This window comes from Enterobacter cloacae complex sp. ECL72 (assembly GCF_019056635.1).
GTDB classification, from domain to species: domain Bacteria; phylum Pseudomonadota; class Gammaproteobacteria; order Enterobacterales; family Enterobacteriaceae; genus Enterobacter; species Enterobacter hormaechei_C.
Genome location: NZ_CP077659.1, coordinates 100,385 through 114,782 on the forward strand (window position 1 = coordinate 100,385; position 14,398 = coordinate 114,782).

General features: G+C 57.9%; 14 protein-coding genes and 1 pseudogene. 11 read left to right on the forward strand and 4 right to left on the reverse strand.

Annotation, left to right across the window (positions count from 1 at the left end):
* Nucleotides 1-74 precede the first annotated feature (74 nt).
* Nucleotides 75-1,196 (forward strand): cupin domain-containing protein, encoded by a 1,122-nt coding sequence (locus KTH07_RS00500; protein WP_023303029.1) that lies wholly within the window; start codon nt 75-77, stop codon nt 1,194-1,196.
* 38 nt (nt 1,197-1,234) lie between these two features.
* On the opposite strand, the gene KTH07_RS00505 is transcribed toward KTH07_RS00500, so the two are convergent.
* Nucleotides 1,235-1,420: a hypothetical protein gene (locus KTH07_RS00505; RefSeq protein WP_015572568.1), complete on the reverse strand. Its 186-nt coding sequence runs from the start codon at nt 1,418-1,420 to the stop codon at nt 1,235-1,237.
* Nucleotides 1,421-1,639: 219 nt separating this feature from the next.
* Between KTH07_RS00505 and KTH07_RS00510 the strand changes: the two genes are divergently transcribed.
* The 3 genes from KTH07_RS00510 to foxA all read left to right on the forward strand — a co-directional run bounded on the left by KTH07_RS00510 (nt 1,640) and on the right by foxA (nt 5,195).
* Nucleotides 1,640-1,873: a DUF2171 domain-containing protein gene (locus KTH07_RS00510; RefSeq protein ID WP_003863067.1), complete on the forward strand. Its 234-nt coding sequence runs from the start codon at nt 1,640-1,642 to the stop codon at nt 1,871-1,873.
* A gap of 135 nt (nt 1,874-2,008) precedes the next feature.
* The gene (locus KTH07_RS00515; RefSeq protein ID WP_017694577.1) at nt 2,009-2,965 is read left to right on the forward strand and encodes an AraC family transcriptional regulator; all 957 of its coding nucleotides are present in this window, start codon (nt 2,009-2,011) and stop codon (nt 2,963-2,965) included.
* Nucleotides 2,966-3,086: 121 nt separating this feature from the next.
* The gene (foxA, locus tag KTH07_RS00520) at nt 3,087-5,195 is read left to right on the forward strand and encodes a ferrioxamine B receptor FoxA (RefSeq protein ID WP_126530022.1); all 2,109 of its coding nucleotides are present in this window, start codon (nt 3,087-3,089) and stop codon (nt 5,193-5,195) included.
* Nucleotides 5,196-5,271: 76 nt separating this feature from the next.
* Here foxA and KTH07_RS00525 read toward each other — a convergent pair whose 3' ends face one another.
* Nucleotides 5,272-6,687, reverse strand: a complete 1,416-nt coding sequence (locus KTH07_RS00525) for a PLP-dependent aminotransferase family protein (protein WP_032620954.1) — start codon at nt 6,685-6,687, stop codon at nt 5,272-5,274.
* 176 nt (nt 6,688-6,863) lie between these two features.
* Between KTH07_RS00525 and KTH07_RS00530 the strand changes: the two genes are divergently transcribed.
* Nucleotides 6,864-7,025 (forward strand): DUF1127 domain-containing protein, encoded by a 162-nt coding sequence (locus tag KTH07_RS00530; RefSeq protein ID WP_015572572.1) that lies wholly within the window; start codon nt 6,864-6,866, stop codon nt 7,023-7,025.
* A gap of 85 nt (nt 7,026-7,110) precedes the next feature.
* Here KTH07_RS00530 and KTH07_RS00535 read toward each other — a convergent pair whose 3' ends face one another.
* Entirely contained in the window at nt 7,111-8,499 is a 1,389-nt protein-coding gene (locus KTH07_RS00535; RefSeq protein WP_032620866.1) for a PLP-dependent aminotransferase family protein, read from the reverse strand.
* A gap of 102 nt (nt 8,500-8,601) precedes the next feature.
* Between KTH07_RS00535 and KTH07_RS00540 the strand changes: the two genes are divergently transcribed.
* The 6 genes and pseudogenes from KTH07_RS00540 to KTH07_RS00565 all read left to right on the forward strand — a co-directional run bounded on the left by KTH07_RS00540 (nt 8,602) and on the right by KTH07_RS00565 (nt 13,129).
* Nucleotides 8,602-9,081 (forward strand): carboxymuconolactone decarboxylase family protein, encoded by a 480-nt coding sequence (locus tag KTH07_RS00540; protein WP_010427243.1) that lies wholly within the window; start codon nt 8,602-8,604, stop codon nt 9,079-9,081.
* A 259-nt stretch (nt 9,082-9,340) separates the two neighbouring features.
* Nucleotides 9,341-9,664, forward strand: coding sequence for an antibiotic biosynthesis monooxygenase (locus tag KTH07_RS00545; protein ID WP_023303033.1), 324 nt, complete (start codon nt 9,341-9,343; stop codon nt 9,662-9,664).
* Nucleotides 9,657-10,378: pseudogene (locus KTH07_RS00550) on the forward strand (ArsR/SmtB family transcription factor). Before KTH07_RS00545 ends, KTH07_RS00550 begins: the two are co-directional and overlap by 8 nt.
* 150 nt (nt 10,379-10,528) lie before the next feature.
* Nucleotides 10,529-10,999: a MarR family winged helix-turn-helix transcriptional regulator gene (locus KTH07_RS00555; protein WP_023303035.1), complete on the forward strand. Its 471-nt coding sequence runs from the start codon at nt 10,529-10,531 to the stop codon at nt 10,997-10,999.
* The gene (locus tag KTH07_RS00560) at nt 10,996-12,063 is read left to right on the forward strand and encodes an HlyD family secretion protein (RefSeq protein WP_026080654.1); all 1,068 of its coding nucleotides are present in this window, start codon (nt 10,996-10,998) and stop codon (nt 12,061-12,063) included. Before KTH07_RS00555 ends, KTH07_RS00560 begins: the two co-directional genes overlap by 4 nt.
* Nucleotides 12,053-13,129 carry a DUF2955 domain-containing protein gene (locus KTH07_RS00565; RefSeq protein ID WP_015572578.1) on the forward strand — a complete coding sequence of 359 codons (1,077 nt, stop codon included), beginning with the start codon at nt 12,053-12,055 and terminating at the stop codon, nt 13,127-13,129. Before KTH07_RS00560 ends, KTH07_RS00565 begins: the two co-directional genes overlap by 11 nt.
* On the opposite strand, the gene KTH07_RS00570 is transcribed toward KTH07_RS00565, so the two are convergent.
* On the reverse strand, nt 13,126-14,397 hold the full coding sequence (locus KTH07_RS00570; RefSeq protein WP_015572579.1) for a DUF445 domain-containing protein: 1,272 nt from the start codon (nt 14,395-14,397) through the stop codon (nt 13,126-13,128). The two genes, KTH07_RS00565 and KTH07_RS00570, sit on opposite strands and share 4 nt — an antisense overlap.
* Nucleotide 14,398 lies beyond the last annotated feature (1 nt).

Consider the following 14,398-nt stretch of genomic DNA (forward strand, 5'->3'; position numbering starts at 1 on the left):
TTGACCCATGACAAGTTCCCCCCTCGCTGTCTCTTCTATAATCGCGCCTGTCTCCCCTCTCACTGGTGCTACCCATGGCGTATCAACTGAACCTGAACTGGCCGGAATTTCTTGAAAAATACTGGCAAAAACAACCCGTTGTGCTGAAAAATGCCTTCCCGAATTTTGTCGACCCCATTACCCCTGATGAACTGGCGGGTCTGGCGATGGAGCCGGAAGTTGATAGCCGCCTGGTAAGCCATGCTAACGGCAAGTGGCAGGCGAGCAATGGCCCGTTTGAGCATTTCGATAACCTCGGTGAAACCGGCTGGTCCCTGCTGGCGCAGGCGGTGAACCACTGGCATATGCCCGCAGCAGAGCTGGTGCGTCCGTTCCGCGTCCTGCCGGACTGGCGTCTTGATGACCTGATGATCTCCTTCTCCGTCCCGGGTGGCGGCGTTGGGCCGCATATCGATCAGTACGATGTGTTTATTATCCAGGGGATGGGCAGCCGCCGCTGGCGCGTGGGGGACAAGCTGCCGATGCGTCAGTTCTGTCCGCATCCGGCCCTGCTGCATGTCGATCCGTTTGAGCCGATCATCGACGAAGATCTGGCCCCGGGCGATATCCTCTACATTCCGCCTGGATTCCCGCATGACGGCTTCACCCATGAAACCGCGCTCAACTACTCTGTCGGTTTCCGCGGGCCGAACGGTCGCGATCTGATCAGCAGCTTTGCCGACTACGCGCTGGAGAACGATCTGGGCGGCGAACATTACAGCGATCCGGATCTGACCTGCCGCGAACACCCTGGCCGCGTGGAGCAGTACGAGCTCGATCGCATTCGCCAGATGATGATCGACATGATTAGCAAGCCAGATGATTTTACGAAATGGTTTGGCAGCTTCGTCTCCACGCCGCGTCACGAGCTGGATATTGCCGCCGCCGAGCCGCCGTATTCCGTAGAAGAGGTGCTCGACGCGCTGCAAGGGGGCGAAACGCTCTCCCGCCTGAGCGGGCTGCGCGTGCTGAACATCAACGGCAGCGTCTTTATCAACAGCGAACAGCTGGAAACGGCGGATGTGAACGGTGCGGATGCGCTGTGCCGCTTCACCGAGCTCGGCCAGGCTGAGCTGGGCGATGCGCTGAATAATCCGGCGTTTGTGGAAGAGCTGACCGGTTTGATTAACCAGGGCTACTGGTTCTTCGACGAGTAACAGCAGGCGGCGTTTAGTCAGGCTAAACGCCGCCAGGTTCAGACCAGCATATTACAGGCCTTCCAGTAGTTAAGAAGCCGCTCATCGTCGCGCTCTTTCTCCGCTTTGATTTTCATCGCCCGGGCAAGATTTTCTCGCGATACTTCATGGCCTTTTTGCACGATGTCTAAAACCGCTTCACCAAGAGCCAGTGAAATTTCTGCCCGATTATTGCGAATCGTCATAAATACCTCCTCGTTGGTTGCGATAATTTAATTATGAACGGGAAATAATCAGTCGGTAATAATTCATCTCATTCTTATTTTTTCATTTCGGCGTTAAGTAGACTTAATATTCGGTTCTGTCAATGATGTTTCAAAATGCTAATAAGACGTTTAAGCCTGAATTTATGCGCTACAGTTAATTTCGTGCAACAGGCAAATAACCGAAACAGGAGAATAATTATGGTAGATAAAAGCGCAATTAAGGATCACACTCAGGTTGTCGCCAGCTGCGGAACGCACGTCGGGGTTGTGGACCATCTTGATGGTGAGCGTATCAAGCTTGCGAAGAGCGATCCGGAATCGGGCGGCAAGCACCACTTTATTCCTCTCGGCTGGGTTGATAAGGTCGAAGATAATAAAGTTGTCCTGACCAAAAACCATAAAGAGGTTTTTGCTGAGTGGCAGGAAGCATAAATATATTTCTCGCAAGGAAATATATGCCTTCGCTCCGGCTTCGTCCGGAGCGTAATAGTGTCTGCGCCCGGTGATTGCTGCCATTACAAATGGATGGTACTGTTTTGCCTGTCCTTTCCCTAATGCAGGCCCCGAATGATGCTCCAGAGTGAAAATAGATCAGCGAAACGCATATTTTTTGTTGAAGATTTTCAGGTATTCGGCGAGCGCTACGGCATCGACTACCGTTTCCCCCAGTTAAAAGAGGCGCAGGTCAGCGGTAGCCCCGTGTTGCAGGGGAATGTTGAAGAGATGATGCTCTCGTCCGGCATTTCGCTGACCCACTCCGACGTACGTGTATTACAGCCCTATGAAACCACCTCTCGCCACAGCAGCCCGCTCTATATGCTGGTGGTGCTGGAAGGGTGCGTCACGCTCACGCTCAATGGTATCAATTATCCCGTCCGCCCGGGCATGGCGTTCAGCTCACGTCTGAGTGAAGATCAGGTGATGAGCGCGCGTCACGATGCCGACAGCACGCTGAAAACGCTCTCGTTTGGCGTCTACCCGCACGATGCCGGACGTGAAGCCCTGCTTGAGTCATTGCTTCTGGAATGGCAAAGCCTGAATGCACCCGCGTTTGTCTGGCAGGTTCCCGAGTTTGTGATGTCAGGTATTCTGCATGCGCAGCGGCAGGGGGGAAGCGTGCTCTCACGCAAGCTGTTGCTGGAGGGGCTGATGTATCAGCTGCTCGGCCATGGCCTCAACCAGCGCCAGCAGCCTTGCCCGCGCCGGCCTGAGCATGCGCGTCTTGAACGCGTGCGGAGCCTGCTGGAACAGTCTCCTGAACGGGATCATACTCTCGCGCAGCTGGCAGCCCTTGCCGCAATGAGCCCAAGCAGCCTGCGCAGCAAGTTCCGTCAGCGCTACGGCTGCACGCTCTTCGATTACCTTCGCGACTGTCGCCTTGCGCTGGCGCGCCGCTATCTGCTGGAAGGCCACAGCGTGCAGCAGGCGGCTTGGATGTGCGGGTATCAGCATGCCACCAACTTTGCCACCGCGTTTCGTCGTCATTACGGGATTTCACCGGGGGACGTGCGCAAACTCCGCTAACGTAATTTCTCCTGTCGCGCGAATGCATTTCGTGTGGTTTAGCATCGCGCATACGTAACCTGGCGGCACGCATAGCCGTTTGCACTCTCAAAAAGGTAATAATTCTTATTAACAATAAGAAATATCTCTGGAGAGGGTTATGTTTGTTAAATCGCGTCTGGCACTGCTGGTGGGATGGGTTACCGGTAGCGTTGCTTTTCCTTTACTGGCGCAGGATGCCCAAAAAACTGACACCGTGGTGGTGACCTCGCAGATGCAGTCTGCGGCCACCAAGCTTGAAACACCGGATATTGAAACCCCGCAGTCGGTCTCTATCGTCACTCGCGAGCAGTTCGAAGAGCAGGGCGCAACCAGCGTGCGTCAGGCCGTGAGCTACACGCCGGGGGTCTACAGCAACCAGATCGGGGCGTCAAACCGCTTTGACTACATGGTGCTGCGCGGCTTCTCGGACGGCAGCCTGGATAACGTCTACCTTGACGGCCTGAAGATGATGGGCGACACCAACTCCCACAGCTCGCTGGTGGTTGACCCGTGGTTCCTGGACAGTATCGAAGTCGTGCGCGGTCCGGCCTCCGTGCTCTATGGTCGCTCATCGCCGGGCGGGATTGTGGCGCTCACCTCCCGTAAGCCATCGTTCGATCCTGGCGGGGAGATCAAGCTCTTCGCCGGTAACAATAACCAGCGTGGGGCGATGTTCGACGTCACTGGCCCGGTTGATGATAACGACCGCGTGGCGGTGCGCCTCAGCGGGATGACCCGCTATGCCGATTCCCAGTTCGATCCGCTGAAGGAAGAGCGTTACGCCCTGATGCCGAGCCTGACCTGGCGTATCACCGACAACACCCGTCTGGATCTGATGGCCTACCTGCACCGCGATCCGGAAGGCGGCAGCCACTCCGGCCTGCCATATGAGGGCACCGTTGTACCGCACAGCGGTAAGAAAATCTCCAACACCTTCTTCGAGGGCGAGGACGATTACGACAAGTACGATCGTCGGGAAAACATGGTCGGCTATAACATCGAGCACCTGTTTGACAGCGGCTGGTCCGTGCGCCAGAAGCTGCGCTACCTGCACACCAAAGTCGAGCTGAACCAGGTGTATGCCGCAGGCTGGCTGAATGACACCGAGCTGAACCGCGGCTATTCCGGCTCCGACGAGAAGATGAACGCCATCACCCTGGATAACCAGGTCGACGGCAGCTTCGATACCGGGGCGGTAAACCACCGCGTGCTGATCGGCATGGACTACCAGGGCCGCACCAACAACGTCACTGGCTACTACGGCGGCTTCCCGCCGATTGACGCTTTCCATCCTGTTTACGGCGCGAAGCCGGACTACATCACCCAGTACAGCAGGGAAAAACACAAGCTGCGCCAGACCGGCTACTACCTACAGGATCAGATGTCCATTGACCGCTGGCGCCTCACGCTGGGCGGGCGTTACGACCAGGTGAGCGTGTCGAACGTCGACAACTTCAACCACACCCGCAGCGATCTGGATAAAAATAACTTCAGCAGCCGCGCGGCGCTGCTGTATCTGTTTGATAACGGCGTCGCGCCGTACGTCAGCTACTCTACCGCCTTTACGCCGACCAGCTTTGCCGACGAGCAGGGCAACATTTTGGATCCGATGAAGGGCAAGCAGTGGGAAGCGGGTGTGAAGTATGAGCCGGAGGGGATGAACAGCCAGTTCAGCGCCTCGGTGTTCCGCATTAACCAGAAGAACATTGCCACTAAAGAGGAGCCGACCGATCCGTACCGTTCCATCGGTGAAATCGAATCCGAAGGCGTTGAACTGGAGGCGATTGGTCAGCTGACCGACAGCCTGCGTATGCAGGCCGCGTACACCTACACGGATATTCGCTACAAGAAGAGCAGCCCGGAAGAGGAGGGCAAGCGCGCCGTTTATGCCCCGCGTAACATGGCCAGCGCCTGGCTGAGTTACGACGTCAAAACCGGCCCTCTGGATGGCCTGACCGTCGGCTCCGGCGTGCGCTATGTCAACGGGATCGCCAGCGATCGCCAGAACACCCATACGCTTCCGTCGTACACGCTGGTGGATATGACCGTGGGGTATGACCTGTCGAAAGTGGGGCTCACGGGCGTGAGCGCGCAGTTGAACGTCAATAACCTGACGGACAGAAGCTACGTCGCGGCGTGTAACTCGCTCTCTTACTGCTACTTCGGTGCAGAACGCAGCATTGTGGGCAGCGTTTCGTGGAAGTTCTGAGTCGTTGACCATTGCCCGGTGGCGGTTTCCACCCTCTCCCTTTGGGAGAGGGTTGGGGTGAGGGCAACAGGCCGCACTACTCCTCCATCGCAATCACAATTGCCTCGCCCATCTTCCTCAGCGCTTCGCGGTTCTTCTCCGTCGGCGGCAACGCCACGTTGATCCGCATGCAGTTGCGGTACTTCCCGGAGGCAGAAAACAGCGACCCGGCCGCAGCCTGGATCTTCAGACGGCACAGCTGCTTGCTGACGCACACCATATCGACCGTCTCCGGCAGCTCAACCCACAGCAGGAAGCTTCCTTGCGGGCGGGTGACGCATATCTCTGCCGGAAAATACTGCCGCACCCAGCAGGTATAGGTTTCCATATTCTGCTGATAAATCTGACGCATACGGCGCACGTGGCGATGGTAATGGCCGTCGCGAATAAACGCCGCCACCGCCATCTGCGTGCCCGGCACGTTAAACCCGCCCGCGGCGTACTTCATGTGCATCACCCGGTCGTAATAGCGCCCCGGCACGATCCAGCCGACGCGCAGGCCCGGCGCCACGGTTTTGGTAAACGAGCTGCATAAGAGCACGCGGCCATCTATGTCCATAGAATGAATGGTGCGCGGACGCGGGTACTCCGCCGCCAGCTCGCCGTAAATGTCATCCTCAACAATCACGATATCGTGCCGCTGTGCCAGGGCTAAGACCTGCTTCTTGCGAGACTCCGGCATGATAAACCCGAGCGGGTTATTGCAGTTCGGCACCAGGATCACCGCCTTGATCGGCCATTGCTCCAGCGCCAGCTCTAACGCCTCGATGCTGATCCCGGTCTCGGGATCGGTGGGAATTTCAATGGCCTTGATGTTAAAGCCGCGCAGCATCTGCATGGTGCCGTGAAACGATGGTGACTCGACTGCCACGATGTCACCCGGCTTGCACACCGAGAGCAGAGCGATCGACAGCGCGCCGTGGCAGCCGTTGGTGATGACAATCTCGTTTGCCGCCACGGTGGAGCCGCCATCCAGCATCAGACGGGCGATTTGCTCGCGTAGCTCCAGGCGCCCGTCGAGCACGTCATAGCTCAGCATTTCGCCCGGATTATGCTGCGCAATGCGGCTCATCTCACGCCACAGCGGCTTCAGGCTCGGTTGGTTAATGTCCGGTGAGCCGCCGCCAAAGGAGATCATCTCTTTGTCGGCGCGGGCGTCCAGCAGCATCATCACTTCGTCCCACTGGGTGACGTCCACGGGGCGCTGTACCGGGCGCGTCATCGCCGGGACGGGCGGCTGGGCTTTGCGTTTCGAGACAAAATAGCCGGAGCGCGGCTGAGGCGTAATCAGCTGGCGGTTTTCGAGGATCTGGTAGGCCTGCTGTATGGTGCTGATGCTCACGCCGTGCTCCTGGCTCAGCGTGCGTACCGACGGCAGACGTTCACCGCTGCGATACAGCCCTTGTTCGATACGTTCCGCCAGGAGGTTGGCCAGATGTTGATAGCGCGTCATGCTGTATCCTTTTTTTTCACCATACAGAGCATTAAACCAGTACAGATTGATGGGTAAACCACCATGCAGATACCGTTTTAGCGGATCTGTATGGTAAACAAAAGCGGTTTTTGAATCTGTATTGTACTGGCCGTTTTCCATGATGATAACTCCACTGGCACAGCGAGGAGAGCATCATGGAATTCTACGAGAATCGTTCAAAACGTCCGTTTATCGCGTTTGTCTGGATAGCGAAAACGCTGCGTAACTGGTATCGCATCAACCGTACCCGCCGTATTCTGAGCCAGATGAGCGACGAGCAGCTCAAGGACGTCGGGTTATCGCGATATGATGTGTGAGCATAGGGTTGCCCGGTGGCGCTACGCTTACCGGGCCTACAGGAGACCGTAGGCCGGGTAAGGCGCAGCCGCCACCCGGCGGTTTTCAGCTCAACAGCGTAAGCGTCTGCCGTTTCGGCCTTTCCAGCAGCTCAACCGCCTCCTGATATGACCGCACGTTGTTATAGCCCATCACCAGCCCGTAGCGTTTGCCCGACCCGCGATACCACGCCGAAAGCGCATTGACCTGCAATTGCTGTTCCTGCCAGCAGCGGGCGATCTCCCGGTCAGCGCTTCCCTTTGCGAGGAACGCGACAATATGCATTCCACCGTCGTTTTGCTCGGTGAAGAACAGATCACCATAGACCTCACGCAGGGCGGCAATCATCCAGTCGCTGCGGGTTTGATAGAGCGCGCGCATCTTTTTCAGATGACGGAAAAAATGCCCCTCGTTGAGAAAGGCTGTGAGGATCTTTTGCGTCAGCACCGGCTGGCCGCTGGTGAGGATGTCCGCGCTGTCGGTAAACGCGCCGACGGTGCTGGCGGGCATCACCACGTAGCCCATGCGCAGTGAAGGCATGATGGTTTTGCTGAAGGTGCCCATAAAGATCACCCTGTCATGCTGGTCGAGGCTTTTCAGCGACGGCAGCACTTTGCGGGTGTAGTGAAATTCGCCGTCATAGTCATCTTCGATAATCCATGCCTCGTTTTGTGACGCCCAGTCGAGCAGCTGCTGCTTGCGCGGCAGGGAGAGCGTCACCGCCAGCGGACTCTGGTGCGACGGGGTAACGATGGCGAAGCGGGCATCGTGGTGATTACGCAGCAGGTAGTCCGTATCCATCCCTGCGCGATCGACCGGCACGGTGTGCAGGCGGGGCACAATGCGCTTGAGCAACTGCTGGCCCATAAAGTAGCCCGGATCCTCAAATACCACCTTATCGCTGCGGCTGGCGAGCGTGTCGAGGATCAGGCGCAGGCTGCCGCTGTAGCCGCTGGTGATCAGCACCTGTTCTGCGGTGCAGGACAACCCGCGCGAGATATTGAGATAGCGGGCAATTGCCTCGCGCAGCGGATACCAGCCCAGCACCGGCGGGTTGAGCATTTCATCCTGACGCATGGCGCGCGTCGCCTGGCCTGCCAGCAGCAGCCATTTTTTATAGGGGAAGCTGTCGAGCGCGGGAATGCCGGGGCGCAGAAAACCGGCCCGTTCGCGCTGGCTAATCAACGACGCCGGCAGCGTGCCGGTCGCTTGTTCTGCCGGAGCGTTTTGCGCGGGCAGCAGAAGATCCGGATTCACCCGCGTGCCGCGCGCGCCCTGGCTTACCAGATATCCTTCCCCCGTCAGAATGGCATAGGCTGTTTCAACGGTTTTTCGCGCGACCTTAAGCTCTTCAGCCAGCACGCGGATGGCAGGCACTTTGTCGCCGGGCTTCAGTACGCCGCGCGTGATGTTATCGCGATAGCGGGTATAAATGTCGTGATAGCCTGGCTTCATGTCCTACCTCATTTCAGGTTTTTTGTGTCTTTTTACTATGTCATTAACGGCGTAGATTTGCCTCATCGCATGATAAAAACCGCACAAAAAAGAGGAAAGACAATGAGCACCCGCGTAAACCACCACAAAGCCACACCTGCACTCGCCAACGCGCTTTCCGCCCTGAGCATGGAAGTGGCGAAAACCTCCATTGATCCGGCGCTGAAGCACCTGATCGACATTCGCGTCTCGCAGCTGAACGGCTGTACCTTCTGCCTGGATATGCATTCGAAAGAGGCCAAAATTGCCGGCGAGCGCGAGCTGCGCCTGTACCATCTGGCGGCATGGCGCGAGTCGCCGCTGTTCAGCGCCCGCGAGAAAGCCGCGCTGGCCTTCACCGAAGCGCTGACCCAGATTGGCGTTCACGGCGTGAGCGACGCGCTGTACCGCAGCGTGGCGGAGCACTTCTCGGACGTGGAGATTTCAGAGCTGAACTTCGCCATCGTAGCGATCAACGCCTGGAACCGCCTGGGCATTACCTCCCGCATGGAGCCGGGCTCGCTGGATGCGGCATATGGGCTGAACAAGGCTAACCTGGAGTAATCCCGCGCTCGCGGATTATCGCCACCAGCGCCCGTAAGCCTGGCGGGACGTGACGATGGCGAGTGGGGGATTCGGGCGTTTATGGAGCCGAGGTCGATTGTGGGTTAAACCCTGCCCGGTGGCGCTACGCTTACCGGGCCTACAAAACACCGTAGGCCGGATAAGCGCAGCGCCATCCGGCAAACACTTCGCTCCATACCGAAGCATCCACACCATTAGTCCCGCATTCTCTCCATATCATCACAACGGAGAGACCTTCATGATTGCAGTCCTTTTCGAAGCTAAAGCTGCACCGGCGCATCAGGCGCGCTATCTTCAACTTGCCGCAGAGCTTAAGCCTTTGCTGGCCGATATCGACGGCTTTATTGATATCGAACGGTTCCAGAGCCTGACGACCGACGGCAAAATCCTGTCCCTTTCCTGGTGGCGGTATGAAGAGGCCGTCCGCCGCTGGAAGCAGAATGTCTTCCATCAGGCCGCGCAGGCCGAAGGCCGGGCGTCGATTTTTTCTTTCTACCGTATTCGCGTGGCGCAGCTGATGCGGGAGTACAGCTCCGAAACGGGAGGGCACGCGCATGTATGACGTTCATGTGATTTTCGACAACAGGCCCGGCGAGCAGGGTGAAATTGCGGCGGCGCTGGAACAGGCCATTGCCGCTGTAGCGGCTACAATGGCCGATCCGTCGCGCGTGAAGATGCTCTGTGCTCTGATGGACGGGCGGGCGTGGACGGCTACAGAGCTGAGCGTGGCGGCAGACGTTGCGCCGTCGACCGCCAGTGGGCATCTCGCGCGGCTGGTGGAGGGAAAGCTGATTACCTGCCTGTCTCAGGGGCGGCATCGCTACTATCGCCTGGCGGGACACGACGTGGCGGCGCTTGTCGAGCAGATGATGGGGCTCTCCTGGAGCCGCATCACGTCGCCGGAAACCTCCGCGCCAAAAGCCCTGCGCGAAGCACGAACCTGCTACGACCATCTTGCCGGAACGGTGGCGGTGCATATCTATGAATTCATGCAGGCGGAAGGCTGGCTTGAGGCAGACGGTTCAGCGCTCACGCTACATGGCCGCGAGCAGTTTCTGAAGCTTGGTATTCCGTTAAATCCCAATACCCGTCGCAAGGCGTGCTGCGCCTGCCTGGACTGGAGCGAGAGGCGGTTTCATCTGGGGGGGGAGAGGCCGGCGCGGCGCTGCTCATCCACATGGAAAGCAAAGGTTGGATCCAGCGGGTGGCGGGGTACAGGGAGGTGGTGGTGACGGCTTCGGGGAAAAGTGCCGTCAGGAAGCATTTTAGCCGCTAAACGCCGTTGCGGGCTGATGCCCTCACCCCGACCCTCTCCCACAGGGGAGAGGGAGAACATCGTTTCGCAATTCCTGCGCTTTAACTTCTCGTTTCTTGATACTTACCATGATAACTATTATCGTAATGGCGTACTACGAGAGGATTCCCCATGAGTGAAGAAGATCTGTTTAGCCGCAGGCCGATGGGCATGCGGATGGCGATGATCGTGCGTCAGTGGCGCGCAGTCATCGACGACGCCATTCTCGACACCGGGTTAACCCAGTCGAGCTGGACGGTGATGATGCAGCTTCATCAACTCGGGGATAACGTCTCGGTCAGCGAGCTGGCGGAAGTGCAGGGGATTGAACTGCCTCCGCTAATGCGTACGCTGACACAGCTGGAAAAGCAGGGCTACCTGCTGCGCACCGTCTCGCCGTATGACAAGCGTATCCGGCTGCTGACGCTGACGCCTGAGGGAAAAGCCATTCTTGAAAGGCTCTCTCAGGTGATTGAGACGTATCAGGCGCGCGTATCGCAAAACATCGCGCCGGAACATATCAATATTTTCAGCGCCACACTCAATCAAATCGCCTGCAATTTGCGGACAATCCGCGAAGAAGATAATAAGACCGAAAAATAATGACTCCTGAACAAAAGTTTGCCCGCTGGGTAAGGGTGAGTATTGCCTCTTTCCTGCTGATGTTTGTCTACTTTATCGTCGCGGATATCTGGATCCCGCTGACGCCGGACTCCACCGTGATGCGCGTGGTGACCCCGGTGTCTGCCCGCGTCTCCGGGTATGTGGCGGCGGTACATGTCCACAACAATAGCCAGGTTAAGAGAGGCGATCTGCTGTTTGAGCTCGACGCCACGCCGTTTCGCAATAAGGTCGAAGCGGCGCAGATTGCGCTGGAACAGGCGCGTCTGTCTAACGATCAGCTGGACGCGCAGATTGCCGCGGCGCAGGCCAGCCTGAAAACCGCGGTGCTGACGGCGCGTAATGACAAAGTTACCTTCGACCGCTACCAGAAACTGAGTACCTTGCAGAGCGTGTCGCAGGCGGATCTGGATAAGGTCCGTACCACCTGGCAGAGCAGCGAGCAGTCCGTCAGCTCGATTCAGGCGAATATTCATAACCTGCGCATTCAGCGCGGCGAGCGGGATGAGCACCGCAACGTGACGCTGCAAAAATACCGTAACGCGCTGGATGAAGCGGAGCTGAATCTTGGCTGGACGAAGGTCTACGCCGAGGCGGACGGCACGGTCAGTAACCTGCAATTAAGCCCCGGTTTTTACGCCTCGTCCGGTTCGGCTGCGCTGGCGCTGGTGAACACCCGGATCGATATCGTGGCGGATTTCCGCGAGAAGAGCCTGCGGCATACCCACCAGGGGACCGACGCCGCCGTGGTGTTCGACGCCTTCCCGGGGCAAGTTTTCCGTGCCCACGTCACCAGCAGCGACGCGGGGATCCTCGCCGGACAGGAGGCCGTAAACGGTCAACTTTCTGAACCGGAAACCTCCAACCGCTGGGTGCGTGATGCCCAGCGTATGCGCATTCACGTGGCGCTGGACGAAGCCTTACCGAAGTCGCTGCCGACCGGCGCGCGCGCCACCGTGCAGCTCTACAATAGCGAAGGGCCGTTTGCGCGATTCTTCTCCGGGATGCAAATCCATCTGGTTAGCCTGCTTCACTATGTCTATTAGCACCCTGGCGCGGGTATTTACCCCGCACGGCAACATCGTCTATACGGCAAACGACTTTCGCCAGACCCTGCGTATCGTCTTTGCCGGGATGATTGCGCTCAGTATTTCGAGTTTCTACAACACCAGCTACGGCGTGTTTTTTGTGGTCTATCCGATCATGCTGCTCTCGCTGGTGCCGGTGTTTAACCGCCACGTGGCGAAGCAGTTTATCTTCAGCGCCTCGCTGAACTGCATCGAAATGGTGTTTATCATCGGCTATCTGTCCCAGTGGCCGGTCATTATGACGCTGGTGGTGTTTGCCCTGTACGTGATGCGTTTTCGCTTTATGAGTAAGGGGCCGCTGTTCCTGTTCGGCTCGATGGGCGTGGTTTGCCAGAGCGTGATGCTCAACTTTATGAGCTACCCCACCACCAACTGGCACACGCTTTTATTCTCTAACATCGAAGCGAGCGTAATGGCGGTGTGCCTGAGCGCGCTGATGAACTACCTGCTGCCGGACGTGGAGCCGCGTAAGCCGCCGCCGCTGATCGAGAAAGATGACGCCCGCGTGCGCCACGAGTCTCTGCTCTCGGGCACCGTGGCGACGCTGATTTTCGTGGTGTTCCAGATGAGCGACTTAAGCGATTCGCTTTCGGCGCTGATGGCGGGCATTCTGATCCTGTTCCCGATGCACTATCGCGGCTCGGTTATCAGCTCCATCTGGCGCGTAGTCGGCGTGGTGCTGGGGTGTCTCTATATCCTTGTCGTCCAGCTTATCCTCTACGATCACAGCAGCCATATGCTGCTGATGATGCCGCTGATTGGCCTTGGACTGGCGTTTGGCGCGCGTCTGCACGTAATGGAGAAGGTCGGCGCCGGGGTAGGCTTCGCCAGTATCACCACCATCGGCATTATGTTCGGGCAGAACATGCATCCGGACAGCGACCTGGTGTTCAGCGATCTGTACCGCATCACCTCCGTCACCTTCGCGCTGGTGGTCACGCTGACGATGGTCTTTCTGGTGCACCTGATCCTGAACCGCTTCGAGGCGACGCGCTACGTTATCGCGCCGCCAAAAGCAGATTAATGCCCCAGCACGGCGGGCAACTGCGAGAGCAGAAACAGGATCAGGCCAATTGTTCCGCCCACCAGGGTACCGTTAACGCGAATGAACTGAAGATCTTTACCGATATTGAGTTCTATCTGGCGTGACATGTCTTTGGCATCCCAGCTTTTCACCGTGTCGCTGATATGGCGCGTCAGGAACGCGGCGAAATCCGGCGCCACGCGGTGCGCGGCCTGCTCCAGATGCTCATTCAGCGACGCCCGCAGGCTGGCGTCGTTGGTCAGCGTTTCGCCAAACCACAGCCCGGCGTTGGCGATACGCTGCTTCACGCGGGAATCATCGCTCTGCATGTCATTTTTCAGCCACTGGCGCAGGTCAGCCCACATTTCCCCCAGATAGCGGTTAAAGGCTTCGTCATTCTTCAGGTAGTGTTTGATATTCTCGGCTTTCGCCGTCATCTCCGGATCGTTTTTCAGATTGTCGATGAACTTGATCGTGGCGCGGTCAAACGCCTGACGGATCTGGTGCGTGCGGTCGTGGCTGATATCGTCCAGCAGCGTGTTCACCGCGTTCGACACCATCTCCGCGCTTTGATCGCCCAGCCACTCGGTGGGCAGCACCATCGCCTTGCGCGGATGCTCGGTCTTAAGCCAGTGGACGATCTGGTCGGCAATAAATTCCCGCGTGCTTTCCCGCTGAATCAGGGTAATCAGGCGGTTGATGATGGCGTCCAGCAGCACCTGGTGACGGTTGTTTTTGGTCATGCTTTCCAGCATGACGGCGCTGGTCTCGGTTAGATCGACTTTGTCGATAGCCTTGTGGACGGCGCGTTTGAGCAGGCGCTGAATGCGTCCATCGTCGGTAAGTTCCAGAAAACCGCTCATCACCTGCACCAGATGCTGCCCCACGCGCCGGGCGTTATCGGGCTGGCTGAACCAGGTCCCAATCATCTGTGCGGGCTCGTAGCGACGGATAAGATCGACAAGGGATTGCGTATCGAGAAACTTTTCCTGCACGAACTGGCCGAGATTGTCGCCGATGCGGTCTTTATTGCGCGGGATAATCGCCGTATGGCGCGAGATAAAGGGAATTGGCACCCGGCGGAACAGCGCGACAACGGCAAACCAGTCCGCCAGCGCGCCGACCATCGCCGCTTCGGCAATGGCCTTTACGCCGCGCACCCAGAAGGTTTGCGGCAGGAACAGGGTGGTGATAAACGCTGCGACGGCAATCAGCAGCAGCGACAGCGCGAGAAGCTTGGCGCGTTTGAGTTCGGTATGTTTTTCCATG

Coding starts and splice junctions, on each gene's coding strand:
- KTH07_RS00565 (WP_015572578.1), top strand. CDS start 12,053: ATGTCTATTAGCACCCTGGCGCGGGTATTTACCCCGCACGGCAACATC.
- KTH07_RS00515 (WP_017694577.1), top strand. CDS start 2,009: ATGATGCTCCAGAGTGAAAATAGATCAGCGAAACGCATATTTTTTGTT.
- KTH07_RS00505 (WP_015572568.1), bottom strand. CDS start 1,420: ATGACGATTCGCAATAATCGGGCAGAAATTTCACTGGCTCTTGGTGAA.
- KTH07_RS00530 (WP_015572572.1), top strand. CDS start 6,864: ATGGAATTCTACGAGAATCGTTCAAAACGTCCGTTTATCGCGTTTGTC.
- KTH07_RS00510 (WP_003863067.1), top strand. CDS start 1,640: ATGGTAGATAAAAGCGCAATTAAGGATCACACTCAGGTTGTCGCCAGC.
- KTH07_RS00500 (WP_023303029.1), top strand. CDS start 75: ATGGCGTATCAACTGAACCTGAACTGGCCGGAATTTCTTGAAAAATAC.
- KTH07_RS00555 (WP_023303035.1), top strand. CDS start 10,529: ATGAGTGAAGAAGATCTGTTTAGCCGCAGGCCGATGGGCATGCGGATG.
- KTH07_RS00545 (WP_023303033.1), top strand. CDS start 9,341: ATGATTGCAGTCCTTTTCGAAGCTAAAGCTGCACCGGCGCATCAGGCG.
- KTH07_RS00570 (WP_015572579.1), bottom strand. CDS start 14,397: ATGGAAAAACATACCGAACTCAAACGCGCCAAGCTTCTCGCGCTGTCG.
- KTH07_RS00540 (WP_010427243.1), top strand. CDS start 8,602: ATGAGCACCCGCGTAAACCACCACAAAGCCACACCTGCACTCGCCAAC.
- KTH07_RS00525 (WP_032620954.1), bottom strand. CDS start 6,687: ATGACGCGCTATCAACATCTGGCCAACCTCCTGGCGGAACGTATCGAA.
- KTH07_RS00535 (WP_032620866.1), bottom strand. CDS start 8,499: ATGAAGCCAGGCTATCACGACATTTATACCCGCTATCGCGATAACATC.